This window comes from Nocardia seriolae NBRC 15557 (genome assembly GCF_007990715.1).
GTDB classification, from domain to species: domain Bacteria; phylum Actinomycetota; class Actinomycetes; order Mycobacteriales; family Mycobacteriaceae; genus Nocardia; species Nocardia seriolae.
This window is the reverse complement of record NZ_BJWY01000122.1, coordinates 1-23,255: the sequence shown is the minus strand read 5'-3', so window position 1 is coordinate 23,255 and position 23,255 is coordinate 1. Positions and strand designations below refer to the sequence as shown.

Below are 23,255 nucleotides of genomic sequence, written 5' to 3'. Positions count from 1 at the left end.
GGGGTAACTCACCGGGTACGTCCAGAATTGTTTCGACACCCAACGCAGGCACGGGTGCGAATCAGGTTTCGACTCTTAGCCGTCCGCCGAATATTCGGGGAGGCGGGGGAGTTGCGGGGATTGCGGGAGGGGCGGCGGAGAGCAGGGGGATGTCTCCGCCGCCCGGCATCGGTGGCCCAGAGGGGGTTAGGCCAGCCAACGCAGGGCCGGACGGCCCAGGGGGGTAGGCGGTCCGGCCGGGGCACTCGAAGTGCCGAGGACCACTGTACACAAAAGACGGTTCTTTGCGCTAGCTAAGTCTCTAAAAACCCAACTTTTTCGTACCTGCGGTCTGTTTTAGCCAGGGTCCCACCTGTGCCAGCCGGGTCGATTAGGGGTGTCCAGAGGCGGACAAATCGCGAAACCGCAGTTCAGCGGGGGTGCGCTCTGTACTGTAGCGTACCGCGTGCACACCCCGCGTACCAGAACTTCCGTCCGGAATTATTGGCGATAGCCGGCCAAAAAGTTGCCGAATCGCTCCACGGCGACTGAGAGATCCCGCGCCCAAGGCAGGGTGACGATGCGCAAGTGGTCGTGATGCGGCCAGTTGAACCCGGTCCCCTGCACCATCAGGATCTTCTCCTGCAGCAGCAGATCCAGCACCAGCTTCGAATCATCGTGGATCTCATGGACTTCCGGATCCAGCCGCGGGAACGCGTACAGCGCGCCCTTGGGCTTGACGCACGAGACGCCCGGAATCGTATTCAGCTTCTCCCAGGCCACATCCCGCTGTTCCAGCAGCCGCCCGCCCGGCAGCACCAGGTCGTCGATGCTCTGATGCCCGCCCAGCGCCACCTGAATGGCATGCTGCGCGGGCACATTCGGGCACAGCCGGGTGGAGGCCAGCAGATCGATGCCCTCCAGGAAGCCGCCCGCGTGCTCCTTGGGCCCGGTGATGACCAGCCAGCCCGAGCGGTAGCCCGCCACCCGATATGCCTTGGACAGCCCGTTGAAGGTGAGGCACAGCAGGTCCGGCGCGAGCGTGGCCAGCGAGACGTGCTTGGCGTCGTCGTAGAGGATCTTGTCGTAGATCTCGTCGGCCAGCAGCAGCAGTTGATGCTTGCGGGCCAGGTCCACCACCTGCTGCAGCACCTCGGCGGAGTACACCGCGCCGGTGGGGTTGTTGGGGTTGATCACGACAATCGCCTTGGTCTTGTCGGTGATCTTGGATTCCATGTCGGCGATGTCCGGCTGCCAGTCATTGGACTCGTCGCACAGGTAGTGCACCGGGGTGCCGCCCGCGAGCGAGGTCATGGCCGTCCACAGCGGATAGTCCGGCGCGGGGATGAGCACCTCGTCGCCATTGTCGAGCAGCGCCTGCATGACGATGGTGATCAGCTCGGAGACGCCGTTGCCCAGGTACACGTCATCCACATCGAATTCCGGGAAGCCCGGCACCCATTCGTAGCGGGTGAAGATGGCCCGGCGCGCCGACAGGATGCCCTTCGATTCGCTGTACCCCTGCGCGTACGGCAGCGCCGCGATGATGTCGCGCATGATCACATCGGGCGCCTCGAAGCCGAACGGCGCGGGATTGCCGATATTGAGCTTCAGAATCCGATGGCCCTCGGACTCCAACCGTGCCGCATGTGCGTGCACCGGCCCCCGGATCTCATAGAGAACGTTCTGAAGCTTGGTGGACTGCTCCAGCACGCGCGGGGACCTGTGCGGTAGGTGACTCTGAGGGCTCACCCGATCAATGGTGCCGCACCCTCTGCCCTCCGCTTCGCTCCGGGCGGGTTCGCGGCCCCGAAGTCTCGATTCTTCCCTCCCTCCGCCTCCTCCGCTTCGCTCCTCCGGCTCCACTCAGTCCAGAATCGAGACGGCCGCGAACCTCAATGTGCGGTATCCGGAGGTAGCACGCTGCGCGCCGCGGTCGACCCGCAGAACTCCTCGATCCTCTCGTCCAGGTCCTGGGCCTCCCCGGCGGCGCGGAACTCCGGGCTCGCGAGCCGCTGGCGGACCGCGGATAGTCGCTCCTCGAGTTGCGCGATGCGCTTGTCCTCGTCGAGTTCGAGCACCGGTTCCAGCGCCGCGCTGGCCCCGTCGAGGCTGCCGTTGATCAGGTGCGCGGCCGCATTGTCCACGCGGGCCAGCGATTCCGCGCCGTAGGAGCGCTTGTCGGTGGGCCCGTTCACATACAGATCGATGGCGCGGCTGGTCGCGTCCAGCGCGGGTTCGGCCTGGCCGAGGTGGATGTAGGTGGCGCCCGCGTAGTAGTGACTCTTGGGCTGGGTGAATCCGAACACGCCGCCGACCTCGTCGTGCAGGGTGTCGCTGGATTCGCTGTCGCGGGCGTCGTCGGCCGAGCGAATGCAGCGCTCGGTGTCGGCGGTGCTGCCCAGCCGCGACCAGATGCGGGCCTCGATATTCAGCAGCCGCACCCGCGAGGTCGCCGATTCGGCGAAGCGCTGCCCGCTCTGGGCCAGCAGCACCGCCCGGCGCGGCCGCTCGGCGCGGTATTCGATGAGCGCCTGCATGCCGCGGGTCCAGGCGCGCAGCGGATTGTGCTCGCACAGTTCGGCGTAAGCCCATGCGGCCCTTGCCTGTTCACCGGCCGCGTCGAAATAGCCCAGATCCGTACTGACATTCGCCAGCAGACCGGACAAAGTACCCGCCAATAAGTACAGATGCGCCGTATCGGACGGACGCTGATGACCCTCCAGCAACCGGTACACCCGGCGCCGCACCCGCAGCATCTCCACCATCATCGGCACCGGCGCCATGTGCACGTAATCGTTGGCTATGCGCGTGACATCGGCATCGAGTTGCTCCAGCAGGGTGGCACCCACATTGGTGCCCTCGGCCCGGCCGGCGTGCTCGCTGGCTTCATGGGCAGCCGCCATGATCAGATCCCTCTCCGAAATCGCTGCTAACGCATCGCCCCTCATCGCACCCGTATCGACGAGTGCCAGCAGTTCCGCGTCGCTGGAATAACTGGCCTGCGCCGACACCGCGTTCCATAACTCGGAACCACCTTGGCGCACATCGAAACCGGGAACGGCGGGGCGGTCGATCAAGGGCTGGTCGATCAAGGCCGCGAACCGTGCCCGCACAACATCGTCGGACCTGGCCAGGGAAGTATCGAGGGCGGCCTGATTGATGGGGCGGGGATGCACCCGATCGCCCCCGGCCTCCCATTTCGAGACCAGTCGTTCGTGCACACCCAGGTGCGCGGCGAACTCCCGGATACTCATGCGCTTGGCATCGCGGAGGGCCCGGGCCTCTTTGCCTGACCAGTGCCGGACCACGGTGCCATCCCTTCCGAACGAACTCCGATGTCCAGGGTACGAGCGGAAAGTGGCCGCGACCACATCCGAAACCGTCTCGGTACCAGGCGTTATGCGCACCGGTAATAGTGGCGGCGGAAAGGCAGTGGAATGCGGGTGTGCGGGCGTTTTCACAGGACCGTCCGCACGCGACCCTGGTGACTGGGGAAGGAGGCGGGGATGTGAACGCGGACAAGCTCAGAACGGTCGAAGACTGGGTTTCGTACTACCGGCACGAGTTCGGGCTGCCGGTGACCGAACGCGGTGGATTCGTCATGCTTCCCGTCACCGCGCAGGTCGCGGTGGTGCACCTGCCGGTCGCGTGCGCCGAGAAGGTGCGCAGGGCGCTGCACCAACAGCACCGCGACGGCCCCATGCTGGCGCGCCAGATTCGCTGGAGCTTTCTCGCCGAACCGGATTCGCGGCCCGGCGATCAGGTGATGGAGGTATTGAACAGACTGGACATCGGCATTCCGGCGGTCGGCAGCGCGGTCCTGCTCCCGACCGGACTCGGCCGCTGGACCCGCGAAGGGTGTCACTGGGTGACGCCGCCCGCCCGCGACTCCAAACTCCCACCCCTGTCGGCAATCGTCACGACAGCTCTGGCGGTGGGATCAGGAAGCGAGGACTGAACGCAGCCGGCCCTCGCACCGGCGCCTCGAGCGCCGGCCCCACCGAGTCCGCCCCCTTCTGGCAGTCGACGGGGCGGACTCGGCGCGTACGGCTCGCGAATCGCAAAAGCCCTGTGCCGGTACCGCTCCTGTGCTCGCGGTCAGTGCTCCTGCGCGGGCGGGGCCGGGGGGAAGAGCGGGGGCAGGGTGGGCACGATGACCGGCGGCAGGCCGGGGATGAGCGTGATGGTGTTGGGCCCGGCGGTGGTCGGCGGGGCCTCGCTGGTGGTGGGCGCGACGCGGGGTGCGGGCGCGGCCAGGGATTCATTGGTGGCGTCGCTGGTGGTGGGGACGGCCGTGGTGACGGGGGCGGCGGTGGTGGTGCTGGGCACCGAACTGGTGACGGCGTCCTGCCGCTGCGAATCATGGCTCAGCACTTGGGGTCCCCAGCCCAGGGTGACGCCGATGGCGGCCACCACGACCAGCGCGCCCACCGCGACCCCGGCCAGGCTGATCTCGCGGCGGCGGCCGGACTTCTCGACCGCGCCACGACCGTCCAGCCAGGATTGCGACGGCTCCGCCGCCGGGGCCGGGGTGTGCTCACGGACCGCCGCCGGGAAGGGCGCGGGCGCCGGGCGCTGCATGACCGGGCGGGCCAGCATGGCCGCGCCGCGGGCCGCCACGGTGTCGGGGGCGGCGGGCACGATGACCGGGACGCCCAGCCAGCGCCGCAACACCCTTGCCACCAGCGGGATCTGGGCGCAACCGCCGAGCAGGGCGACCGCCTGCACCGGCTGCTCGGAGCGCAGGATGACATCGCGGGTCATCCGGGCGGAGGATTCGACGGCCAGCATGATGAGGGCCTCGAAGTTCTCCTGCGACAGCAGCACCAGCCCCTCGGTCGAGGGCAGGGCCACCGCATTGCTGCTCGACAGCTGCTCCTTGGCCTCGCGGCAGAGCGCGTCCAGCGCGGCCAGCCCGGTGTGGTCCGGCGGATGGGCGATGCGCCCGGAGGCGATCTGCTGTTCGCGGATCAGCGAATCCAGGTAGTCGCCACTGATATCGCTGGTGCGCTCGCTGAAGCAGACCTGCCGGGTGGCGGTGTCGACCACCGTCACCGACAAACCGGACGCACCGAGGTCGTAGAGCGCGACCGTGCCGAAACCGCGCAGCTCGCCGGAGTATTCGAGGAATTCCAGCGCCGCCACCACGTCCGGCACCAGCTCGTAGTTGGTGAACTGCCGTCGCGCCAGCTCGGCCCGGATGGCCCGCGCGTGGTTCTCGTCGCGGTAGGCGATGGCGGTGGCGGTGATCCGGGAGTCCGCGGCCAGCACCGCGCCGATCACATCGGCGGCCAGTTCGTCGACCCGGCGTTCCCCGACCGGTACGGCCTGCACGTCGAAGGCGGCGGTTTCCGCGGAATCACCGGCGATCGGGCGTGCGACGCGAACCGCGCCCGCCCCCACCGAAACTCCCAGAACCGAACTCATCCGCTGCCCATCTCGTTTCCACACACCTGACGCCGTCACCTTACGACGTACCGCGCCATCCGTACACCCGGTAACCCCGCCCGGCGGACGGCGTATTCGCGCCGACTCCGAAGGTCAACTGCCGCCGACACTTACGGTCAACTGTCCAGGCAGCGGCCGGATTACGCCGCGACCCCGGCAGAAACCGCTAGCCGGTAACGGATCTCACTTGGCGACGGGAAAATTCAGATAGGCGCGCGACGGCGTCGGCCCGCGCTGGCCCTGATATTTCGAGCCGACCGCGGCGCTGCCGTAGGGATGCTCGGCCGGGCTGCTGAGCCGGATCAGGCACAGCTGGCCGATCTTCATGCCCGGCCACAGGGTGATCGGCAGATTCGCCACATTCGACAGTTCGAGGGTGATGTGCCCGCTGAATCCGGGATCGATGAAGCCCGCGGTGGAATGGGTCAGCAGCCCGAGCCGGCCCAGACTGGATTTGCCCTCCAGGCGCCCGGCCAGATCATCGGGCAGCGTGCACACCTCAAGCGTCGACCCGAGCACGAATTCACCCGGGTGCAGCACGAACGGCTCGCCCGCGCCCGGTTCCACCAGGGTGGTCAGCTCGTCCTGCCGCTGCGCCGGATCGATATGGGTATAGCGGGTGTTGTTGAACACCCGGAACAGGCTGTCCAGCCGCACATCGATACTCGACGGCTGCACCAGCGTCTCGTCGAACGGCTCGAGCCCGAGACGCCCATTGGCGATTTCCTTGCGGATGTCGCGATCTGAAAGCAGCACGGGCAAGAGACTATGTCAATGTTCGGTGGGCGTATCTACTGGCCCGGCCTCGGTGACCTGTCCGGTCCGGCGTGGACCGAAAAGGGTGATGTGCGCTTCGGCGCGCATGCGCGGGATCATGTGCGGGTAATGCAGCTCGAACGCCGGCCGCTCCGATCGGATTCGCGGCATTTCGTAGAAATTGTGCCGGGGCGGTGGGCAAGAGGTCGCCCACTCGAGCGAATTGCCATAGCCCCAGGGATCATCCACGGTCACGACCTCGCCGTACCGGTAACTCTTGAAGATGTTCCATACGAACGTGATCATCGAGAACCCGAGTACGAACGAGCCGACGGTGGAAATCGTGTTCAGGGTGGTGAATCCGTCACTGGACAGATAGTCCGCGTAGCGGCGCGGCATGCCCTGGGTGCCCAGCCAGTGCTGGACCAGGAACGTGGTGTGGAAGCCGATGAACGTGGTCCAGAAGTGGATTTTGCCCAGTCGTTCGTCGAGCAGCCGCCCGGTCATCTTGGGGAACCAGAAGTAGATGCCGGCGAAGGTGGCGAACACGATGGTGCCGAACAGTACGTAATGGAAGTGCGCGACAACGAAATACGAGTCGGAGATGTGGAAATCCAGCGGCGGGCTGGCCAGCACCACGCCGGACAAGCCGCCGAAGAGGAACGTCACCAGGAAACCGACCGACCAGAGCATCGGGGTTTCGAAGGTGAGCTGACCACGCCACATGGTGCCGATCCAGTTGAAGAACTTCACCCCGGTCGGGACCGCGATCAGGAAGGTCATGAACGAGAAGTACGGCAGCAGTACCGAACCGGTGGCGTACATGTGGTGCGCCCACACCGCGATGGAGAGTCCGCCGATGCCCAGCGTCGCGTAGACCAGGGTGGTGTAACCGAAGATCGGCTTACGGCTGAAGACCGGGAAGATCTCCGACACGATGCCGAAGAACGGCAGCGCGATCACATACACCTCGGGATGCCCGAAATACCAGAACAGATGCTGGAACAGGATCGTCCCACCGTTGGACGCGTCATATATATGTGCGCCCAGATGCCGGTCGATCAACAGCGCCAGCGCCGCCGCCGCGAGGATGGGAAAGATCAGCAGCACCAGCACGCTCGTCACCAGGATGTTCCAGGTGAAGATGGGCATGCGCCACATGGTCATACCCGGTGCGCGCAGGCACACCACGGTGGTGACGAAGTTGACCCCGCTCAGAATGGTGCCGAGACCGCTCAACGCGACGCCCATGATCCACATGTCGGCGCCGGTGCCCGGTGAATACTCTCCGAGGCTCAATGGCACGTACACCGTCCACCCGAATCCGGCGGCGCCGCCGGGGGTGACGAATCCGGCGGTGGCGAGTGTCGCGCCGAACAGGTAGAGCCAGTAGCTCAGCGCGTTCAGCCGCGGGAACGCCACATCCGGGGCGCCGATCTGCAGCGGCAGCACCGAATTGGCAAACCCGAACACGATCGGTGTGGCATAGAACAGCAGCATGATCGTGCCGTGCATGGTGAACAGCTGGTTGTACTGCTCGGGCGAGAGGAACTGCATCCCCGGGCGGGCCAGCTCGATTCGCATCAGCATTGCCATCAGCCCGGCTATCAGGAAGAAGGCCACCGAGGTGACCACGTACATCATCCCGAGCAGCTTGGGATCGGTGGTCGTGATTATCTGCCAGAGGTAGGACCCCTTGGGTCCGGTGCGCCGGGGATACGGCCGCACGGGCTCGAGCTGCGGGACTTCGCGAGCGGGCACCGCGGTCATAAGTCCTCCTCGACCGCCGAGCAGGAGCACCGAGCGAGCGCTAGCAAACGTTCAGCGCATCCAAACTTCCTGTGGTGGAAGGGTTTTCGACCCGGAGCACAGTCTACGACCGCACGTGAACGGAACTCGGTGCTTCGGCGAAACAACCCCGCGATCTTCGGCGCGCCGCGGGCGACTCGCGGGAGTGATCACCGGAACGCGGGCACGATCGGAAAACCCGAGCCGGACCTGCGGGAACGGTAAAGAGTTGCATCGGCCCGGAAGGGGTCTGATAGAGTCGCGAACGCGAGTAAGACGCTGCCGATGTAGTTCAATGGTAGAACTCCTGCTTCCCAAGCAGGTAGCGCGGGTTCGATTCCCGTCATCGGCTCCACGCGAAAGCCCCCACCCATCCGGGCGGGGGCTTTCGCCATGTCAGAGCCTGATTCGAAGCCGCGGCCTCACTTCACGCATTCGGTGGCGATGCGCTTGGTGGCCTTGCCCGCCTTGGTGAGGTCATCGGCGCCGAGGCTGACCTTGGCCGGGTTGGTGCCGTTGGCGCTGTCGATGATCTTCTGGATTCCGCTGTCGGACAGACCTTCCTCCAGGTAGATCTTGGCGACGCAGTCGGCGGTGGTCTGGCTCAGCTTGCCCTTGTCCTGCAAGGCTTTCGAGATCTGTTCGGCCGTCAGCCCGCTACCCGCTCCGGGTGCGGTGGTGACGCCGCCCGGACCGGTGGTGACCCCGCCCGGCCCGGTCACGCCCGGCGCGGTGGTCGGCACGCCCGACACCGTCGAGGCGGCCGCGCCCGAGGTCGCCGTCACCGCCCCCGCCGCGGTGGGTGTGGGCGTGGCCGCTTCCTGACTGTTGCTGCACGCGGACAGCAAGGGCAACGCCAGCAGCGCTACCACGACGATGGATTTCCGCATTGTGTGATCCCTCCCGGATGCCGGGACGATCCCGGTCGATTCAGAAATTGCACACCGGCACCGGAGGGTTAACAAGGGGAGATCGAAAAGCGCAGGCCGCCAACGCTCCGCGCCTCCGGCTCACTCCTGCTTCAGGCAGTCCGTCACGATCTTGGTGGTGGCGGCGCGGGCCTTGTCCGCGTCATCCTTGCTCATGCCGAGCGATTCCGGGTCCTGGGCGGCCGCGGACTTGGCGTCGTTCTTGATCATCAGTCGCAGCCCCGACTGCGAGATGCCCTGACCCACATAGATTTTCGCGGCACAGTCGGCCAGCTTGGCGTCCTTGAGACCACCGTCCTGTAGCGCCTTGGAGACGTCCGCCTGGGTGACATCGGCGGACTTGTCGCTGCTGCTGCCACCGCACGCGGCCAGCAGGGGAAGCGCGACCAGCGCGGCGGCGAACAGGGAAATGCGCACGGGTGCCTCGACTCTCGAATAACTGAACGAAAACTGCCGCAGGCACGATCTCACAGATCCATGGCGGCGCGCAGCGCTGTGTCGATTCGCTCGGCCGTCTCGCCGTCCACGACATCGATCCGCTCGTCCAACCAGCCGCGATAGATGCGGCCCAGATTCCCGGCGTGCACCCAGCCGTGGCCGGGAATCGGCACCGCGAGGATGTCGCGCGGATCCTGCGCCTCGACCTCGGCCGCGATCAGCCACGGCCGCGGCGACTCGTTGATGCCGTCGCTGGAGATCAGAATGATGGTGCGGGTTCGGGTGGTGCCGTGCGGGTGATAGACCCAGAGTTCACCCCTGCGCACGCAGTTCCTTCTCGGCGGCCACGATTTCCGCCTCGTCCGCCGCGGCGAGCTCGACCGGATCCGGCACCGGGGCGCACCCCAGCCGCACGGCTTCGCGGCGCGCGGCGCGTGAGATCCACGCCGACGGCGACATGCCCGCGCGGGCGGCGGCGTCCTGTGCATAGGACCAGGCCGCCTCGTCCAGCGACAGGGTCACTTTCCGGGTTGCCATACCTTTTATCGTACCGCCGGACGGCCGTTTTCCTCATATTGGCGACGCGTCAACGACAGTAGGGTGAGGGTCGTGACGACGTTGAATCACCATCGCGCAGGCAGCGGCGAACCGCTCGTACTGGTGCACGGGGTCGGCAGCCACTGGCAGGTGTGGGAGCCGATCATCGACACCCTGGCCGCGTCCTTCGACGTGATCGCGGTGGATCTGCCCGGATTCGGCGGCAGCGCGCCGCTGCCGCACACCACCGTCTCCACCCTCGCCGACGCGCTGGTCGAGTTCCTCGCCGCCGAGGGCATCGAGAAGCCGCATCTGGCGGGCAATTCCATGGGCGGCGGCATCGTGCTGGACCTGGCCGCACGCGGGCTCGCGCGCTCGGTGACCGCCTTCTCACCCATCGCGTTCTGGGACGCCCCGGGCCGAATGTGGTGCCAGCAGGCGCTGGGCCGCGCCAAACAGCTCACCACCGTGCTGCGTCCGGCCATGCCCGCCCTGCTCGGAAACACCGCGGCCCGTTCCGCATTCGTCGGCCTGGTGTTCGGCAAGCCCTGGGCGGTCGACGCGCAGGCGGCCGTGGACACCGTCGAGGGCCTGCTGGGCGCGACCGGCTTCGACGCGGCCCTGGCCTCCTTCACCGAATTCCGGCTGCCCGACCGGACCGCCGTCGACGACATCCCGATCACCATCGCCTGGGGCAATCGTGACATTCTGCTCACGTACGCCACCCAGTCGCGCCGGGCGCGCGCGGTACTGCCCGGCGCGCGGCACGTCACCCTGCACGGCAGCGGGCACACGCCCTTCTACGACGACCCCGACGGCTGCGCGCGCCTGCTCCTGGACCAGCTCGGATAGGAAAAACCTTGAGCCACAATGTCTCCCTGACCTTCGACGGCAATCGCGCGTACGTGGCTCTGGACCGGCCCGACAAGCACAACGGCCTGACCATCGACATGCTCAACGAGCTGGTCAAGGTCGCGCACACGATCGGGAAGCGCTCCGATATCCGCGCCGTCATCCTCTCCGGCAACGGCCCCAGCTTCAGCTCCGGCCTGGATATCGCCAAGGCCATGGGCAATCCGCTGGACATCGTGCGCAACTTCATCCCGCTGCCGTGGCGCGGCACCAATACCTTCCAGGAGGCGTGCTGGGCGTGGCGGCGACTGCCGCAGCCGGTGATCGCCGTGGTGCACGGGCGCTGCTACGGCGGCGGACTCCAGATCGCGCTGGCCGCCGACTTCCGTTTCGCCACACCGGATTCCGAATTCTCGGTGATGGAGGTCAAGCATGGGCTGATCCCGGACATGACCGGCGCGGCCACCCTGTCCCGGCTCATCGGCATCGACCAGGCTCTGCTACTCACGATGACCGCCGACCCGGTGGACGCCGCCTATGCCGAGCGCATCGGACTGGTCACCGAGGTGAGCGCGGACCCGCTGGCGGCCGCCGAGAAGCTGGCCGACCGGATCGCGGCCCGGCCCGCGTCCGCGGTTGCCGGCGCCAAGCAGCTCTTCGACCGCAGCTGGCATTCCTCGGTGCGTCGGACGCTGGCGATCGAGCGCGCCACCCAGCTGCCGCTCGTCATCCGGAAGGCCCTCGACCAGGGCTCCAAATAGATGTAAGCCAACTCACGGCAAACAATCGGGTTTGCAGACCCAATACCTCCGGTATCGCTGTTAGCATTTTCACACTTTGCCAACGAGTCGAACGCATTGTGCGACCCGTCACATACCGTGCGGGTCGCGCATTATTCGGCGAGACCCGGAGGAAGCACCGCCTTGACCAAAGCCGCCCCCCTGCTGCTGTCAGCCTTTGCAGGTGCCACGGCCTTGCTCCTTACCGTGACCACACCGGCCGCAGCCAACCCCAACGCGATCAACCCGATTCCGGTGCTCAACGGCACCAATGGCCTACCGCAACTACCCGGCCGCACCAAGGCCGTCTTCCAGGTCACCGGCATGGCCAGCCCCAACAACACCCAGTCCTACAACGTGCTCGGCACCGACCTCGGCATCATGTGGGACAACGGCAACGGCGAAATGCTCACCGCCTTCGGTGACACCGCCGGGCTGGGCCTGCCCAATCTGCTGGTCGGCAGCACCTGGGCGTGGCGGTCCAATATCCTGCTGCGCTCGCACACCCAGAACCCGTCCAACGGCATCTTCTTCGATTCCGCCGTGCGCGACATCTTCGGCCAGGCCCGCGATCTGATCCCCAGCCCGAAGATCCCCTGGATCGAGATCAGCCGCATCCCCACCGCGGCCATCTCGGTCGGCCCCACCCAGGTCATGAGCCTCATGTCGGTCAAGACCTGGGACGAACCGGGCCAGTGGACGACCAACTACTCCAGCCTCGCGGTGTCCGGTGACAATGGCGAGCACTGGGTGGAACTGCCCGCCACCCGCCGCCCCGACGACGGCGGCAACGGCAACTTCCAGATGAACGCCTTCGTCAAACGCGACGGGTTCCTCTACGAGTTCGGCACCGAATCCGGCCGCAATCATCCGGCCTTCGTCGCCCGCGTGCCCGAGCCGGCCGTCACCGACCTGGGCGCCTACGAGTACTGGGACGGCGGCAAGTGGCAGAAGGACGTGAACGCGGCCAAGCCGGTGATCGGCGGCGGCATCGCGGAGATGTCGGTGCAGTGGAACGACTACCTGGGTCAATACATCATGCTCACCACCGATCCGTGGAACTCGGTGGTCATGTACACCTCGCCCAGCCCGGAGGGGCCGTGGAGCGCCCCCTCGGTCCTGATCGACACCCGGGAACTGCCGACGGCCTACGCGCCCTTCATCTTCCCGTACCAGACCGGCCGTGACCTGTACTTCCTGACCACGGTCCACACCCAGTACAACGTGCTGCTGATGAAGACGACGCTGTAACCGGCCATCGATTCCACACCTCGGCCGCGAGCCCGCTTCGGGCTCGCGGCCGAGTCGTCTCCGGGCCCGGCTCCTAGACTCGTCCCCATGGATGCCGCCGAGTGGGACGAGCACTACGCCGCTACCGAATTGGTGTGGGGCGCACCCCCGAACGAGACGGTGGTCGAGCAGGTCTTCGGGCTGGAGCGGCGGCTGCCGACCGGTGGGTTCGGGATCGGCGAGCCGCGGCCCGAGCTGCCGCGGGCGCTGGATCTGGGCTGCGGCGAAGGGCGGAACACGCTGTGGCTGGCCACCCACGGCTGGCAGGTCGATGCGGTCGACTTCTCACAGACCGGCATCGACAAGGGCCGCACGGTCGCCTCCCGGCTGTCGCGCTCGGTGCGCGGGCGGATCCACTGGATCCACGCGAATGTCACCGAGCTGGCCGCCGCCGACGTCACCGGCCCCTACGAGCTGATCCTGATCGCCTTCCTGCACCTGCCCGCCGCGGACCGCCGCGCCCTGCTGCTGCGCGCGGTCGACATGCTCGCCCCCGAGGGCACCCTGCTCATCATCGGCAACGACACCCTCAACCTGGCCGAAGGCTATGGCGGCGAACAGAATCCGGCCCTCACCTTCACCCCCGCCGACATTCTCGCCGATCTGGCCCCCGCCGAACCCGACATCCGCGTCCGCCTGGCCGACCGCGTGCACCGCCCCACCGAATCCCGCGACGCCATCGACGCCCTGGTGGTGGCTACCAAACCGGCCCCCGAACCCCCGGCCGAGCAACCGGCCCTCGGCGGCGTCCCGCAACCGCCCGCCTTGGACATCTTCTAGCCGGACCAGCGGTCGAGCCACGGGTCGATCGCGGCGACGATCTCCTCGAAGCCCGCACGGTACGAATGCGCCTGTCCGGCAATGACGTGCACCGCGGTGGCGTCGGCGGCGTCCGGGATGCCGAACGGGTCGCGCGCGCCGTTGACCACGACGACCTCGATATCACCGGGCGCGAGCAATTCCTCGCGCCGCGACTTCTCCGGTTTGCCCGGCGGATGCAACGGGAACGACAGCGCGACCACGCCGCGCGCACCCGCCGCCCGGGCCGTGCGGCAGGCGACCCGTGCGCCGTTGCTGCGCCCGCCCTGAACCAGCGGCACACCGCGCACCTTCTTCTCCAGTGCCGCAATGATTTCCAGCCACGCCGCGTCCTGCACCTCGGCCTTGCCGGGCGCGCGACGGCCCGCGACCCGGTACGGCTGCGTCACCAGCGCCACCGCGCCGCCCCGTTCGATCGCCGAATCTCGCACGGCCAGAATATCTTTCGCATCAACTCCACCGCCGGAACCGTGGGTCAGCACCAGCAGGAACCGGGGCTTGTTCCGCCCCGGCCGGTCGATCTCCACCTCCGCCGGTCCGGCACTCGTCTCGATGCGCATGCAGGCACGGTAGTCAGACGGGCGGATCGGCCGCGCGCGGCGCACCGGCGCGGGACTCAACGCCGCCGCCGGGACTCGAGCAGCCAGACCGCGACGAGCCCGGCGAGGCTCACGATCGCACCCAGAATGACCAGGTCGGGGGTCATGCACCCAGTGTGCGCGGAGTTTGCCTACTCCGCCGCCACGGGGTGTGTCGAGGGACACCCATCCCACCGCCCCCGATCTCCCCGACCGGCCCCCAGCTGCGATAACGGGATCCCCACGGGCTCAACGGAACCCCGGGCCGGGGCAACTCGCGTGCTTTCAGTCACATTCGGCCCGGATAGCCTTGGCGACCCCCCTACCGGTCGGTAACATGGCGCATAAGTGACCCGCTAGTAGCGCTGCTTTACGGTGCCTACCCGGTGGAGACCTAACGGGCGGGAACGGCACACACCGAACCGCACCCATCTCAATGGAGAGTGAGTACGACCATGGGTCACTACAAGAGCAACGTTCGCGACCTCGAGTTCAACCTGTTCGAGTTCCTGGGCATCCAGAAGCTGCTCGACGCGGGCGCCTACGGCGACCTCGACGCCGACACCGTCAAGGAAATGCTGAACGAGGTCCGCCGCCTGGCCGAGGGCCCGCTGGCCGACTCCTTCGCCGACGCCGACCGCAACCCGCCGGTCTTCGACCCGGCCACCCACACGGTCACTCTCCCCGAGTCCTTCAAGAAGTCCTACCGCGCCCTCGAGGACGGCGGCTGGTCCAAGGTGCCGGTCCGCGAGGAGCTGGGTGGCCTCGGTGCCCCCTCCGTCGTCGGCTGGGCCCTGGGCGAGATGGTGCTCGGCGCCAACCCGCCGGCCCAGATGTACGCCGCCGGTGCGGGTTTCGCGCAGGTCTTCTACAACAACGGCACCGATGAGCAGAAGAAGTGGGCTCAGATCATCGCCGACCGCAACTGGGGCGCCACCATGGTGCTGACCGAGCCCGACGCGGGCTCCGACGTCGGCGCCGGCCGCACCAAGGCGGTTCAGCAGGAGGACGGCTCCTGGCACATCGAGGGCGTCAAGCGCTTCATCACCTCGGGTGACTCCGACGACCTGTTCGAGAACATCATGCACCTGGTGCTGGCCCGCCCCGAGGGCGCCGGTCCGGGCACCAAGGGCCTGTCGCTGTTCTACGTGCCGAAGACGCACTTCGACTTCGAGACCCAGACCTTCGGTGAGCGCAACGGCGTGTTCGTCACCAATGTCGAGCACAAGATGGGCATCAAGGTCTCGGCCACCTGTGAGGTCACCTTCGGCGGCCACGGCGTGCCCGCCAAGGGCTGGCTGGTCGGCGAGATCCACAACGGCATCGCGCAGATGTTCGACGTCATCGAGAACGCTCGAATGATGGTGGGCACCAAGGCCATCGCCACCCTGTCGACCGGTTACCTGAACGCGCTGGAGTACGCCAAGACTCGCGTCCAGGGTGCCGACCTGACCCAGATGACCGACAAGGCCGCCCCGCGCGTCACCATCACCCACCACCCGGACGTGCGTCGTTCGCTGGCCACCCAGAAGGCGTACGCCGAGGGCCTGCGCGCCGTGTACCTGTACACCGCCGCGCACCAGAACGCCGATGTCGCCGAGCTGGTTTCGGGCGCCGACAAGGACACCGCGTTCCGCGTCAACGACCTGCTGCTGCCGATCGTCAAGGGTGTCGGTTCCGAGCGGGCCTACCAGTACCTGACCGAATCGCTGCAGACCTTCGGTGGCTCCGGCTTCCTGCAGGACTACCCGATCGAGCAGTACATCCGCGACGCCAAGATCGACTCGCTGTACGAGGGCACCACCGCCATCCAGGCGCAGGACTTCTTCTTCCGCAAGATCGCCCGCGACCGCGGCGTGGCGCTGGCCCACGTGGCCGGCCAGATCCAGAAGTTCATCGAGCGCGAGGGTGGCAACGGCCGCCTGAAGGCCGAGCGCAAGCTGCTCGCCACCGCCCTCGAGGATGTCCAGGGCATGGCCGCCACCCTGACCGGGCACCTGATGGGCGCCCAGCAGGACCCGAAGGAGCTCTACAAGGTCGGTCTGGGTTCGGTCCGCTTCCTGCTGGCCGTCGGCGACCTGATCATCGGCTGGCTGCTGCTGGCTCAGGCCGAGGTCGCCATCAACGCCCTCGACAACGGCTCGACCGAGAAGTTCTACCAGGGCAAGATCGCCACCGCGCAGTTCTTCGCCCGCAACGTGCTGCCGGAGCTGACCTCGGTCCGCACCGTGCTGTCGAACCTCGACAACGACATCATGGAGCTGGACGAAGCCGCGTTCTGATCTCCTGAACAACCAGCAGGCCCGGGCATTCGCCCGGGCCTGCTGTCGTTTCCTGTCTCGAATATCAGGCCGAGAGCACGACCATGTTGCCGCCCAACTGTTTTGCCCGGTACATGGCGGCATCGGAGTTGTGCAGCAAGCGTTCCGGGCAGCGATCGATCGAATCGCCTTCCACCACGGCCACTCCGATGCTGGCGGTGACGGGTGTGCAGGAGCGCGAGGCGGTTTCGATGGCGCGGCACAGGCGATCGGCCTCGGCCATGGCGGCGGCCGAGCTGAGATGGGCGACCACCACGAATTCCTCACCGCCGCTGCGGGCCACGATGGTCCGGGTGGTGACCGCGGTGCGCAGGCAGGCCGCGATCTTCACCAGCACCTGGTCGCCCGCGGGGTGGCCGTAGGTATCGTTCACCGCCTTGAAGCGGTCCAGATCGACGGTCATCACGCAGATCGGCGTGCCGGCGCTGGAGTCGAACCAGCCCGACAGGTAATAGTCCAGGCCACGCCGGTTCAGCAGGGTGGTCAGCGGATCCGAGAGGGCGTCCACCCGCAGCACCCAGTAGCAGAAGTGCAGCGCGGGCAGCACCACCACGGTCGCGGCCGCCATGATCAGGATGATGGCGACGGCCAGGGCCAGATCGCCGCCGGCGGTGGCCACCATCAGCAGCGACAGGACCAGCACCGCCAGCAGCGACCACACGGTGTGCACGGCGAGGACCCGCGGGCCGTGGAAGAAGGTGAAGTAGCCGCCGGTGACCACCAGCAGCATGACGCCCAGCGATCCGAACACCCGGTCGCTGTCGATCACACAGCCCAGGGCGATGAGCAGGTCCGCGACGGCCATCAGGACGAGCGAGGTCCGCTCGTCCGGCCACGGCGCGAACCACCAGTACAGCGCCCAGCCCACACCCACCGCGACATTGAACCCGGCCACCGCACCCACCGCACCGGTCGGCCCCGCGGCGGAGACCCAGATCAGCGTCGTGATGACGGCCATCACCGCACCGCCTGCCCCGACCACATTCTTGATCGTGCCCAGCGCCCCGCGGGATTCGAGGGTCCGCACCAGCCACCGATAGTCGACCGGATCTCGCCACCAGGTTCGCACGACTGTGCGCCTGTTCCGCCCGATGCGACCACCAGCACTCGACACTGCGGATCCTCTTCCAGTCCGGAGAACTGCGTACGGATACCTGATACAGGGTGTTACTGGAATCTCAGTGTAGGCAAACCACGGGCATTCGCGGAATGCCGATTCGGCACTGACCGAAGAATGCGCGCGCGACAGCGCCGACGCAAGATCAGCGGTCCAGCGTCACAGGAAATCGGCGGTCCGGCCCCGGCTGAACCGCCCTGAAGCCGCGGGACTCACTCGCACGTGACGATCGGGATCGGGTCGTACTTCACGGTGCGGGTCTTGCGGGAGATCTCCTTGCCCGTCTTGGCATCACGAATGACCCGGGTATCGGAGGTGGTGAAACCGGGTGCGCCGTCGGAGGCGATGCAGTCCTTGCCCTTGGGCAGGGTGACGGTCTTGGGCTCGGTGGGTTTGGTGCGGTCACCGGTGATGGATTCGACCTCAACGGTTTTGGTGCTCCACAGCCGCACAGTGACGCTCGAGTCGTCGGCGTAGGCGTCGATGACCACGCCGTACGGGGTGTTGTTGCGGAACTTCAGGTCGATCGCGCCGTCGAAGACCGTGGCCTCGCGGGCCGCCGGGTAGCGCGAAATGTAATAGCTGTGCTCGGTGTGGCCCGCGTCCTCCATGCCCGCGAAATACGAGGCGTTGTAGAGGGTGGTGGCGAACTGGGAGATGCCGCCGCCGACGGCCACGGCGGGGCGGCCGTTGTTGATGATGCCGGATTCCACGTAACCCTCTGCGACACCACGGGTCCCGGTGAAATCGTTGAGGGAGAAGGTTTCCCCCGGCTTCACCACCGCACCGTTCACCTTGCGGGCGACGGTGCGGATGTTCACGCCGGACGGGCCGCTGAAACCGCCGGTGGTGAAGGAGCCGATCACCTGGACCACGCCGAGCTTGTTCGCGTCATCGGTGCTGACCGCGGGCTGAACCTGTTGGTAGACAACCTTTTTGGTGCGGTCGCCGGGTGCGGCCAGCATGGCGGGCAGCCCGTCGAGGGTCTTGCCCCAGTCGACCAGGGTGCCCACCACCGCCGGTCGCACGCTCGCGCGGGAGCCGGACAGGTCGAAACCCGCGTCCTCGGGCCGCACCTCGGTGGGTTGCAATTGCGGGGCCAGGGCCGCGGTCAGGGCTTGGTTGTCGATCGAAAGTTCCAGCCCGCCTTGGTCGTTCGGGTGGAACGAGAGCGCCGCGGCGAGCTGTCCGGGGTCGAGGGTGGCGTCACCGCCCCGGCCGGTGAAGGTGATCGGGGCCCGCACCGCGGGCTCGGCGATCTCCTTCATGGCGCGGTCGACGGCGTCGGCGCGCACCCGCGCCTGGGTTTCCACCACGGGCAGTTCCAGCACCGAGCCGTCGGCCCAGTGCTCGGACAGGGTGGTGCGCGCGGCCGGGATATCGAGCACGCGCCCGGGTGTCGGGCGCACGGCGACCGGCCTGGCGTCCTGGAAGACGATCCCGCCCTCGACCGGTTGGCGATCGTGCGCGCGCAGCGCGGCCAGCTCCCGATCCAGGGCGACGGCGTCGATCGTGGCCGCGGGCTCCACCTTCCGGGTGACGAAGAACGAGGCCAGCCGGGTGAAGGGGTTCCCGGGCTGCTCGCCGACGCGCGCCCAGGTGCCGTCCCAGTCCACGCTCAGCCCGGCCTCACGCGGGACCAGGTCGGTGGTGACGTCCCCGGTGCGAACCGTGAGTGACTGCGCCACACGCTGATCGAGCGCACTCTCGAGCCGGGCCCGCGCGGCCGACCGCTCCATACCGCCGATGTCGATCCCGGCAACCTGCACCCCGCGCGGAACATGGCCAGCGGACAGTGACCAGTCCACCACATAGCCGATGCCGGTGGCGGCCAACAGCACACCCGTAGCGATCCCAGCACGATAAGTGGATTTCCCGACCACTGAACATCCTCCACACACCTCAGCGAATACCACGCAACCTTAAGATGCGTATCGAAAGGCGACAACTGATCCAGCAGCGACCGGGGTAACTCGCCGGGTACGTCCAGAATCGGTTCGGCTCTCGACGGAGGCACGGATGCGAAAACGTCAACGGCACTCAGCCGTCCGCAAAAGTCTCGGGGAGGCGGTGGAGAGCTCCGTGCGGTTGCCGGGTCGGGGGTCTGGCAACAGCACGGAGCCACCCCTTCTATCGACACCGAATCCAGGGCGTTACACCCGATACATCCGAACGGAAAAAATCTTCGCAATCTTCGACAGGGACAATCGGAGCGGACCGGGAACCGTACGACGCGAGGAGTGCACATGCAGCTCGGAATGATCGGTCTGGGGCGGATGGGCGCGAACATCGTGCGCCGCATCGTGCGCGACGGGCACAGCGCGGTCGGCTACGAACGCCGCGCCGAGCACATCACCGAACTCTCGGCCGAACTCGGCGCCAGCTTCCAGGGCAGCACCGAGCTCGAGAAATTCGTCGGCATGCTCGACACCCCGCGCGTGGTCTGGGTCATGATCCCGGCGGGCGCGACCGGGGCCGTGATCGAGTCGGTGGCCGAGTTGCTCGAGCCCGGCGACATCATCATCGACGGCGGCAACAGCCGCTACCACGAGGACATCCGGCGCGCGAAGGACCTGGAGCCCAAGGGCATTCACTATGTCGACATCGGCACCTCGGGCGGCGTCTTCGGCCTCATCCGCGGCTACTGCCTGATGATCGGCGGCGAGGCCGAGACCGTCGCCCACCTGGATCCGCTGCTGCGGTCCATCGCGCCCGGCGTGGACACCGCCCCGCGCACGCCCGGCCGCACCGGCACCCCCTCGACCGCGGAGCAGGGCTACCTGCACTGCGGTCCCGCGGGCGCGGGCCACTTCGTGAAGATGGTGCACAACGGCATCGAGTACGGCGCGATGGCCGCCTACGCCGAGGGCCTGAACATCCTGCACCAGGCCAATGTCGGCAATCAGGACGACACCGAGCACTCCGCCGAGGTCACCCCGCTCGAGCATCCCGAGTTCTACCGATACGACATCGACGTCCCCGAGGTGGCCGAGGTCTGGCGGCGCGGGTCCGTGGTGGCGTCCTGGCTGCTCGACCTCACCGCCGCCGAGCTGTACGCGGACCCGAACCTGGATTCCTTCGGCGGCCGGGTCTCCGACTCCGGCGAGGGCCGCTGGACCGTGGACGCCGCCATCGACGAGGGCGTTCCCACACCGGTTCTCGCGGCGGCGCTGTTCGGACGCTTCGCCTCCCGCGGCAATGCCGTCTACGCCGACAAGATGCTCTCCGCCATGCGCCAGGCCTTCGGCGGCCACCACGAGCTGCCACCGGCCTGAATTCGCCACGCGCGCTGGCATACCCGACCCCGGCGACACCCGGTGTCGATGACGTGAGTTTCGCCGCGGACGGCTACCGTCGGGGCATGCGCCTTGCTCCGGGGATCGTCGTCGCGGTGACCGCTCTCGCCTTGACCGCCTGTTCCAGTGGCTCGAATTCGTCGAACGACTCGGCCTCGAGCAGCAGTGCGGCGCCGAGCAGCACCGTCCCGCCGATAACGACTCCGGGGCAACAGGATTGCGCGGCGGGCTACCTGTCGCAATTCACCACGCGGCAGAAGCTGGCCCAGCTGCTGACCGTGGGTGTCACCGGTGCGGCCGATGCCGCTAACGTGGTGAAGACCGAGCAGATCGGCGGCATCTTCATCGGCAGCTGGACAGACAAGGCCATGCTGGCCCAGCATCAGGTCGACGCGGTCCAGAAGGCCTCGCGCACACCGCTCATGGTGACCATCGACGAGGAGGGCGGTCGGGTCTCGCGCGCCAAGGACCTGATCGGGCCCGCACCCTCGGCCAAGGTGATCGCGCAGACCATGACCCCGGAACAGTTCTATGCCTTCAGCCTGGACCGGGCGAAGGCACTCGAGGGGTATGGCGTGACCGTCGACTTCGCGCCCGACGTGGATGTGACCAGCCAGCCCGATGATTCGGTGATCGGCGATCGCTCCTTCTCCGACGATCCGGAGAAGGTGGTCGAATACGCGGGCGCGTTCATCCGGGCGCTGCACGACGCCGGTGTGGGCAGTGTGATGAAGCACTTCCCGGGTCATGGGTCCGGTTCGGGCGATTCGCACACCGGCGCGGTTCGCACGCCGCCGCTGGATCAGATGCAGGACACCGATCTGGTGCCGTTCCGGAAACTGGTGGATTCGGGCGCCGCGGTGATGGTCGGGCACCTGGACGTGCCCGGGCTGACCACCCCGAACGTGCCCGCCAGCATCAGCAAGGAGGCCATGGACCTGCTGCGGAAGGGCACCGGCTACGGCGCAGCACCCTTCGACGGGGTCATCTTCACCGATGATCTGGGCGGCATGGCGGCCATCACCAGTCGGATGACGATCGAGGAGGCGGTCGAGAAGGCCCTGGTAGCGGGGGCCGACAATGCCCTGTGGATCACCACCGACGCCGTGCCCAAGGTGCTCGACCGGCTCGAGGACGCGGTCAAGACCGGCCGCTTACCGGTAGCCCAGGTGGATGCCTCGGTGTTGCGCATGGCAAAGTTCAAGGGCTCCGCACGCTGCTAGAGGACCCGGATCGCCCTACCGCTAGGCATTGGCAATTCCCCGGCAATTCGCACTCGCAGAACTTACCATGGAGTAAGATAAGGGCTTCGGCGCTCTACAAGGGCGTCGACTGTCCGGTCTTAGGAGAGTGAATGGCAGGCGGAACGAAACGGCTTCCTCGCGCGGTGCGCGAGCAGCAGATGCTCGACGCCGCCGTGGAGGTCTTCTCGCGCAAGGGGTACCACGACACCTCCATGGATGCCATCGCCGCCGAGGCGAAGATCTCCAAGCCGATGCTGTACCTCTACTACGGGTCCAAGGACGAGCTCTTCCGGGCCTGCATCCACCGCGAGAGCATGCGCTTCATCGAGGCGGTCGCGGTCGCGGGCAACCCCAAACTGACCCCGCACGAGCAGCTGCGCGCGGGCCTCGAGGCGTTCCTCTCCTACGTCGACCAGAACCGCCTGTCCTGGCAGGTGCTCTACCGGCAGGCACTGGGTCAGGCCCCGTTCGCCTCGGAGATCTCCAACAGCCGCGACCGCGTCATCGAACTCACCGCCAAGCTGCTGGAATCCAGCGCCAAGTACGCCGAGCCCGGCACCAATTTCGAAGTGGTGTCGGTCGCGGTGATCGGCGCGGGCGAGGCCATCGCCGACCGGGTCGCCAACGGCACCATCGACATGGCCGTGGCCGTGGATCTGCTCGACGACCTGGCCTGGCGCGGTCTGTCCGGCAACAAGAAGAAGGCCGAACAGGTTTGATCGAAGGGCACGGTCGGCTGAACCGTCTACACCCCTGAACCGTGGACGTGACTGGACTACAGTCGCTGCGATCGAATTTGCGGGACGGCCGATTCGGCCGGGGAACGGGGATGGAAGTTGTTCGGCTTGCTCAGGCCGTGTGCGCACGGAGCCGCACGGCACGGAATCGACCCGTCCGCGTGGCAGACGCACATGTGCGGGCTGTGCCTGGGACTGCGGGACGGTCACGGTCAGATGGCCCGCGTGGCGACCAACACCGATGCCATCGTCCTGGAAATCCTCACCGAGGCACAGCAATCGCGGCCCGCCGAGCGCACCGATGCCGGACCCTGCCCGCTGCGCGGTATGCGCCGCGCCGCGGT

At 67.2% G+C, this 23,255-nt stretch carries 21 protein-coding genes and 1 tRNA gene; 10 read left to right on the top strand and 12 right to left on the bottom strand.

Going from position 1 to position 23,255, the window contains the following annotated elements; all coding sequences use genetic code 11:
* Nucleotides 1-480 precede the first annotated feature (480 nt).
* Together NS2_RS28630 and NS2_RS28625 are read right to left on the bottom strand one after the other, a co-directional pair.
* On the bottom strand, nt 481-1,740 hold the full coding sequence (locus tag NS2_RS28630) for a pyridoxal phosphate-dependent aminotransferase (protein ID WP_033085972.1): 1,260 nt from the start codon (nt 1,738-1,740) through the stop codon (nt 481-483).
* A 134-nt stretch (nt 1,741-1,874) separates the two neighbouring features.
* Nucleotides 1,875-3,290 (bottom strand): NsdA family TPR-like regulatory protein, encoded by a 1,416-nt coding sequence (locus tag NS2_RS28625; protein WP_033085938.1) that lies wholly within the window; start codon nt 3,288-3,290, stop codon nt 1,875-1,877.
* A 200-nt stretch (nt 3,291-3,490) separates the two neighbouring features.
* Here NS2_RS28625 and NS2_RS28620 point away from each other — a divergent pair, with 200 nt between their 5' ends.
* Nucleotides 3,491-3,940, top strand: coding sequence for a hypothetical protein (locus NS2_RS28620; protein WP_033085937.1), 450 nt, complete (start codon nt 3,491-3,493; stop codon nt 3,938-3,940).
* A gap of 140 nt (nt 3,941-4,080) precedes the next feature.
* Here the strand turns inward: NS2_RS28620 and NS2_RS28615 are convergent, their stop codons facing one another.
* From NS2_RS28615 to ctaD, 3 genes are all read right to left on the bottom strand, one after another.
* Nucleotides 4,081-5,409, bottom strand: coding sequence for a DUF7159 family protein (locus NS2_RS28615; RefSeq protein WP_033085936.1), 1,329 nt, complete (start codon nt 5,407-5,409; stop codon nt 4,081-4,083).
* A gap of 204 nt (nt 5,410-5,613) precedes the next feature.
* Nucleotides 5,614-6,186 carry a dCTP deaminase gene (gene dcd / locus NS2_RS28610; RefSeq protein WP_033085935.1) on the bottom strand — a complete coding sequence of 191 codons (573 nt, stop codon included), beginning with the start codon at nt 6,184-6,186 and terminating at the stop codon, nt 5,614-5,616.
* 15 nt (nt 6,187-6,201) lie between these two features.
* Nucleotides 6,202-7,956: an aa3-type cytochrome oxidase subunit I gene (ctaD, locus tag NS2_RS28605; protein WP_045436189.1), complete on the bottom strand. Its 1,755-nt coding sequence runs from the start codon at nt 7,954-7,956 to the stop codon at nt 6,202-6,204.
* 299 nt (nt 7,957-8,255) lie between these two features.
* Here ctaD and NS2_RS28600 point away from each other — a divergent pair.
* Nucleotides 8,256-8,329 (top strand) — tRNA-Gly (locus NS2_RS28600).
* 67 nt (nt 8,330-8,396) lie between these two features.
* Here NS2_RS28600 and NS2_RS28595 read toward each other — a convergent pair.
* The 4 genes from NS2_RS28595 to NS2_RS28580 all read right to left on the bottom strand — a co-directional run bounded on the left by NS2_RS28595 (nt 8,397) and on the right by NS2_RS28580 (nt 9,878).
* Nucleotides 8,397-8,864, bottom strand: coding sequence for a hypothetical protein (locus NS2_RS28595; protein WP_033085933.1), 468 nt, complete (start codon nt 8,862-8,864; stop codon nt 8,397-8,399).
* 120 nt (nt 8,865-8,984) lie between these two features.
* Nucleotides 8,985-9,320: a hypothetical protein gene (locus tag NS2_RS28590; RefSeq protein WP_033085932.1), complete on the bottom strand. Its 336-nt coding sequence runs from the start codon at nt 9,318-9,320 to the stop codon at nt 8,985-8,987.
* 50 nt (nt 9,321-9,370) lie between these two features.
* Entirely contained in the window at nt 9,371-9,667 is a 297-nt protein-coding gene (locus NS2_RS28585) for a hypothetical protein (RefSeq protein WP_033085931.1), read from the bottom strand.
* Nucleotides 9,654-9,878: a hypothetical protein gene (locus NS2_RS28580; RefSeq protein WP_033085930.1), complete on the bottom strand. Its 225-nt coding sequence runs from the start codon at nt 9,876-9,878 to the stop codon at nt 9,654-9,656. Before NS2_RS28580 ends, NS2_RS28585 begins: the two co-directional genes overlap by 14 nt.
* A 72-nt stretch (nt 9,879-9,950) precedes the next feature.
* On the opposite strand from NS2_RS28580, the gene NS2_RS28575 reads away from it, so the two are divergent.
* The 4 genes from NS2_RS28575 (at nt 9,951) to NS2_RS28560 (ending at nt 13,579) form a co-directional block, all read left to right on the top strand.
* Nucleotides 9,951-10,730 (top strand): alpha/beta fold hydrolase, encoded by a 780-nt coding sequence (locus NS2_RS28575; RefSeq protein ID WP_033085929.1) that lies wholly within the window; start codon nt 9,951-9,953, stop codon nt 10,728-10,730.
* 8 nt (nt 10,731-10,738) lie between these two features.
* Nucleotides 10,739-11,491, top strand: a complete 753-nt coding sequence (locus tag NS2_RS28570) for a crotonase/enoyl-CoA hydratase family protein (protein ID WP_033085928.1) — start codon at nt 10,739-10,741, stop codon at nt 11,489-11,491.
* A gap of 162 nt (nt 11,492-11,653) precedes the next feature.
* Nucleotides 11,654-12,760 (top strand): glycoside hydrolase family 183 protein, encoded by a 1,107-nt coding sequence (locus NS2_RS28565; protein WP_052086011.1) that lies wholly within the window; start codon nt 11,654-11,656, stop codon nt 12,758-12,760.
* Nucleotides 12,761-12,847: 87 nt separating this feature from the next.
* Complete coding sequence (locus NS2_RS28560) at nt 12,848-13,579, top strand: class I SAM-dependent methyltransferase (protein ID WP_045436193.1); 732 nt, start codon at nt 12,848-12,850, stop codon at nt 13,577-13,579.
* Here the strand turns inward: NS2_RS28560 and NS2_RS28555 are convergent.
* The gene (locus tag NS2_RS28555) at nt 13,576-14,178 is read right to left on the bottom strand and encodes an alpha/beta hydrolase family protein (protein WP_033085926.1); all 603 of its coding nucleotides are present in this window, start codon (nt 14,176-14,178) and stop codon (nt 13,576-13,578) included. The two genes, NS2_RS28560 and NS2_RS28555, sit on opposite strands and share 4 nt — an antisense overlap.
* Before the next feature lie 473 nt (nt 14,179-14,651).
* Here NS2_RS28555 and NS2_RS28550 point away from each other — a divergent pair, with 473 nt between their 5' ends.
* The gene (locus tag NS2_RS28550) at nt 14,652-16,478 is read left to right on the top strand and encodes an acyl-CoA dehydrogenase (protein ID WP_033085925.1); all 1,827 of its coding nucleotides are present in this window, start codon (nt 14,652-14,654) and stop codon (nt 16,476-16,478) included.
* 64 nt (nt 16,479-16,542) lie between these two features.
* Here NS2_RS28550 and NS2_RS28545 read toward each other — a convergent pair whose 3' ends face one another.
* Both NS2_RS28545 and NS2_RS28540 read right to left on the bottom strand, forming a co-directional pair.
* On the bottom strand, nt 16,543-17,586 hold the full coding sequence (locus NS2_RS28545; RefSeq protein WP_033085924.1) for a GGDEF domain-containing protein: 1,044 nt from the start codon (nt 17,584-17,586) through the stop codon (nt 16,543-16,545).
* A 260-nt stretch (nt 17,587-17,846) separates the two neighbouring features.
* Nucleotides 17,847-19,475, bottom strand: a complete 1,629-nt coding sequence (locus tag NS2_RS28540; protein WP_052086010.1) for a VanW family protein — start codon at nt 19,473-19,475, stop codon at nt 17,847-17,849.
* A gap of 405 nt (nt 19,476-19,880) precedes the next feature.
* Between NS2_RS28540 and gnd the strand changes: the two genes are divergently transcribed.
* From gnd to NS2_RS28525, 3 genes are all read left to right on the top strand, one after another.
* Nucleotides 19,881-20,909 (top strand): phosphogluconate dehydrogenase (NAD(+)-dependent, decarboxylating), encoded by a 1,029-nt coding sequence (gnd, locus tag NS2_RS28535; protein ID WP_033085969.1) that lies wholly within the window; start codon nt 19,881-19,883, stop codon nt 20,907-20,909.
* Nucleotides 20,910-20,995: 86 nt separating this feature from the next.
* Nucleotides 20,996-22,153: a glycoside hydrolase family 3 N-terminal domain-containing protein gene (locus NS2_RS28530; RefSeq protein WP_033085968.1), complete on the top strand. Its 1,158-nt coding sequence runs from the start codon at nt 20,996-20,998 to the stop codon at nt 22,151-22,153.
* Between the two features lie 131 nt (nt 22,154-22,284).
* Nucleotides 22,285-22,893, top strand: coding sequence for a TetR/AcrR family transcriptional regulator (locus tag NS2_RS28525; protein WP_033085923.1), 609 nt, complete (start codon nt 22,285-22,287; stop codon nt 22,891-22,893).
* The last annotated feature ends 362 nt before the right edge of the window (nt 22,894-23,255 follow it).

Coding starts and splice junctions, on each gene's coding strand:
- NS2_RS28530 (WP_033085968.1), top strand. CDS start 20,996: ATGCGCCTTGCTCCGGGGATCGTCGTCGCGGTGACCGCTCTCGCCTTG.
- NS2_RS28525 (WP_033085923.1), top strand. CDS start 22,285: ATGGCAGGCGGAACGAAACGGCTTCCTCGCGCGGTGCGCGAGCAGCAG.
- NS2_RS28555 (WP_033085926.1), bottom strand. CDS start 14,178: ATGCGCATCGAGACGAGTGCCGGACCGGCGGAGGTGGAGATCGACCGG.
- ctaD (WP_045436189.1), bottom strand. CDS start 7,956: ATGACCGCGGTGCCCGCTCGCGAAGTCCCGCAGCTCGAGCCCGTGCGG.
- NS2_RS28615 (WP_033085936.1), bottom strand. CDS start 5,409: ATGAGTTCGGTTCTGGGAGTTTCGGTGGGGGCGGGCGCGGTTCGCGTC.
- NS2_RS28560 (WP_045436193.1), top strand. CDS start 12,848: ATGGATGCCGCCGAGTGGGACGAGCACTACGCCGCTACCGAATTGGTG.
- gnd (WP_033085969.1), top strand. CDS start 19,881: ATGCAGCTCGGAATGATCGGTCTGGGGCGGATGGGCGCGAACATCGTG.
- NS2_RS28595 (WP_033085933.1), bottom strand. CDS start 8,864: ATGCGGAAATCCATCGTCGTGGTAGCGCTGCTGGCGTTGCCCTTGCTG.
- NS2_RS28580 (WP_033085930.1), bottom strand. CDS start 9,878: ATGGCAACCCGGAAAGTGACCCTGTCGCTGGACGAGGCGGCCTGGTCC.
- NS2_RS28550 (WP_033085925.1), top strand. CDS start 14,652: ATGGGTCACTACAAGAGCAACGTTCGCGACCTCGAGTTCAACCTGTTC.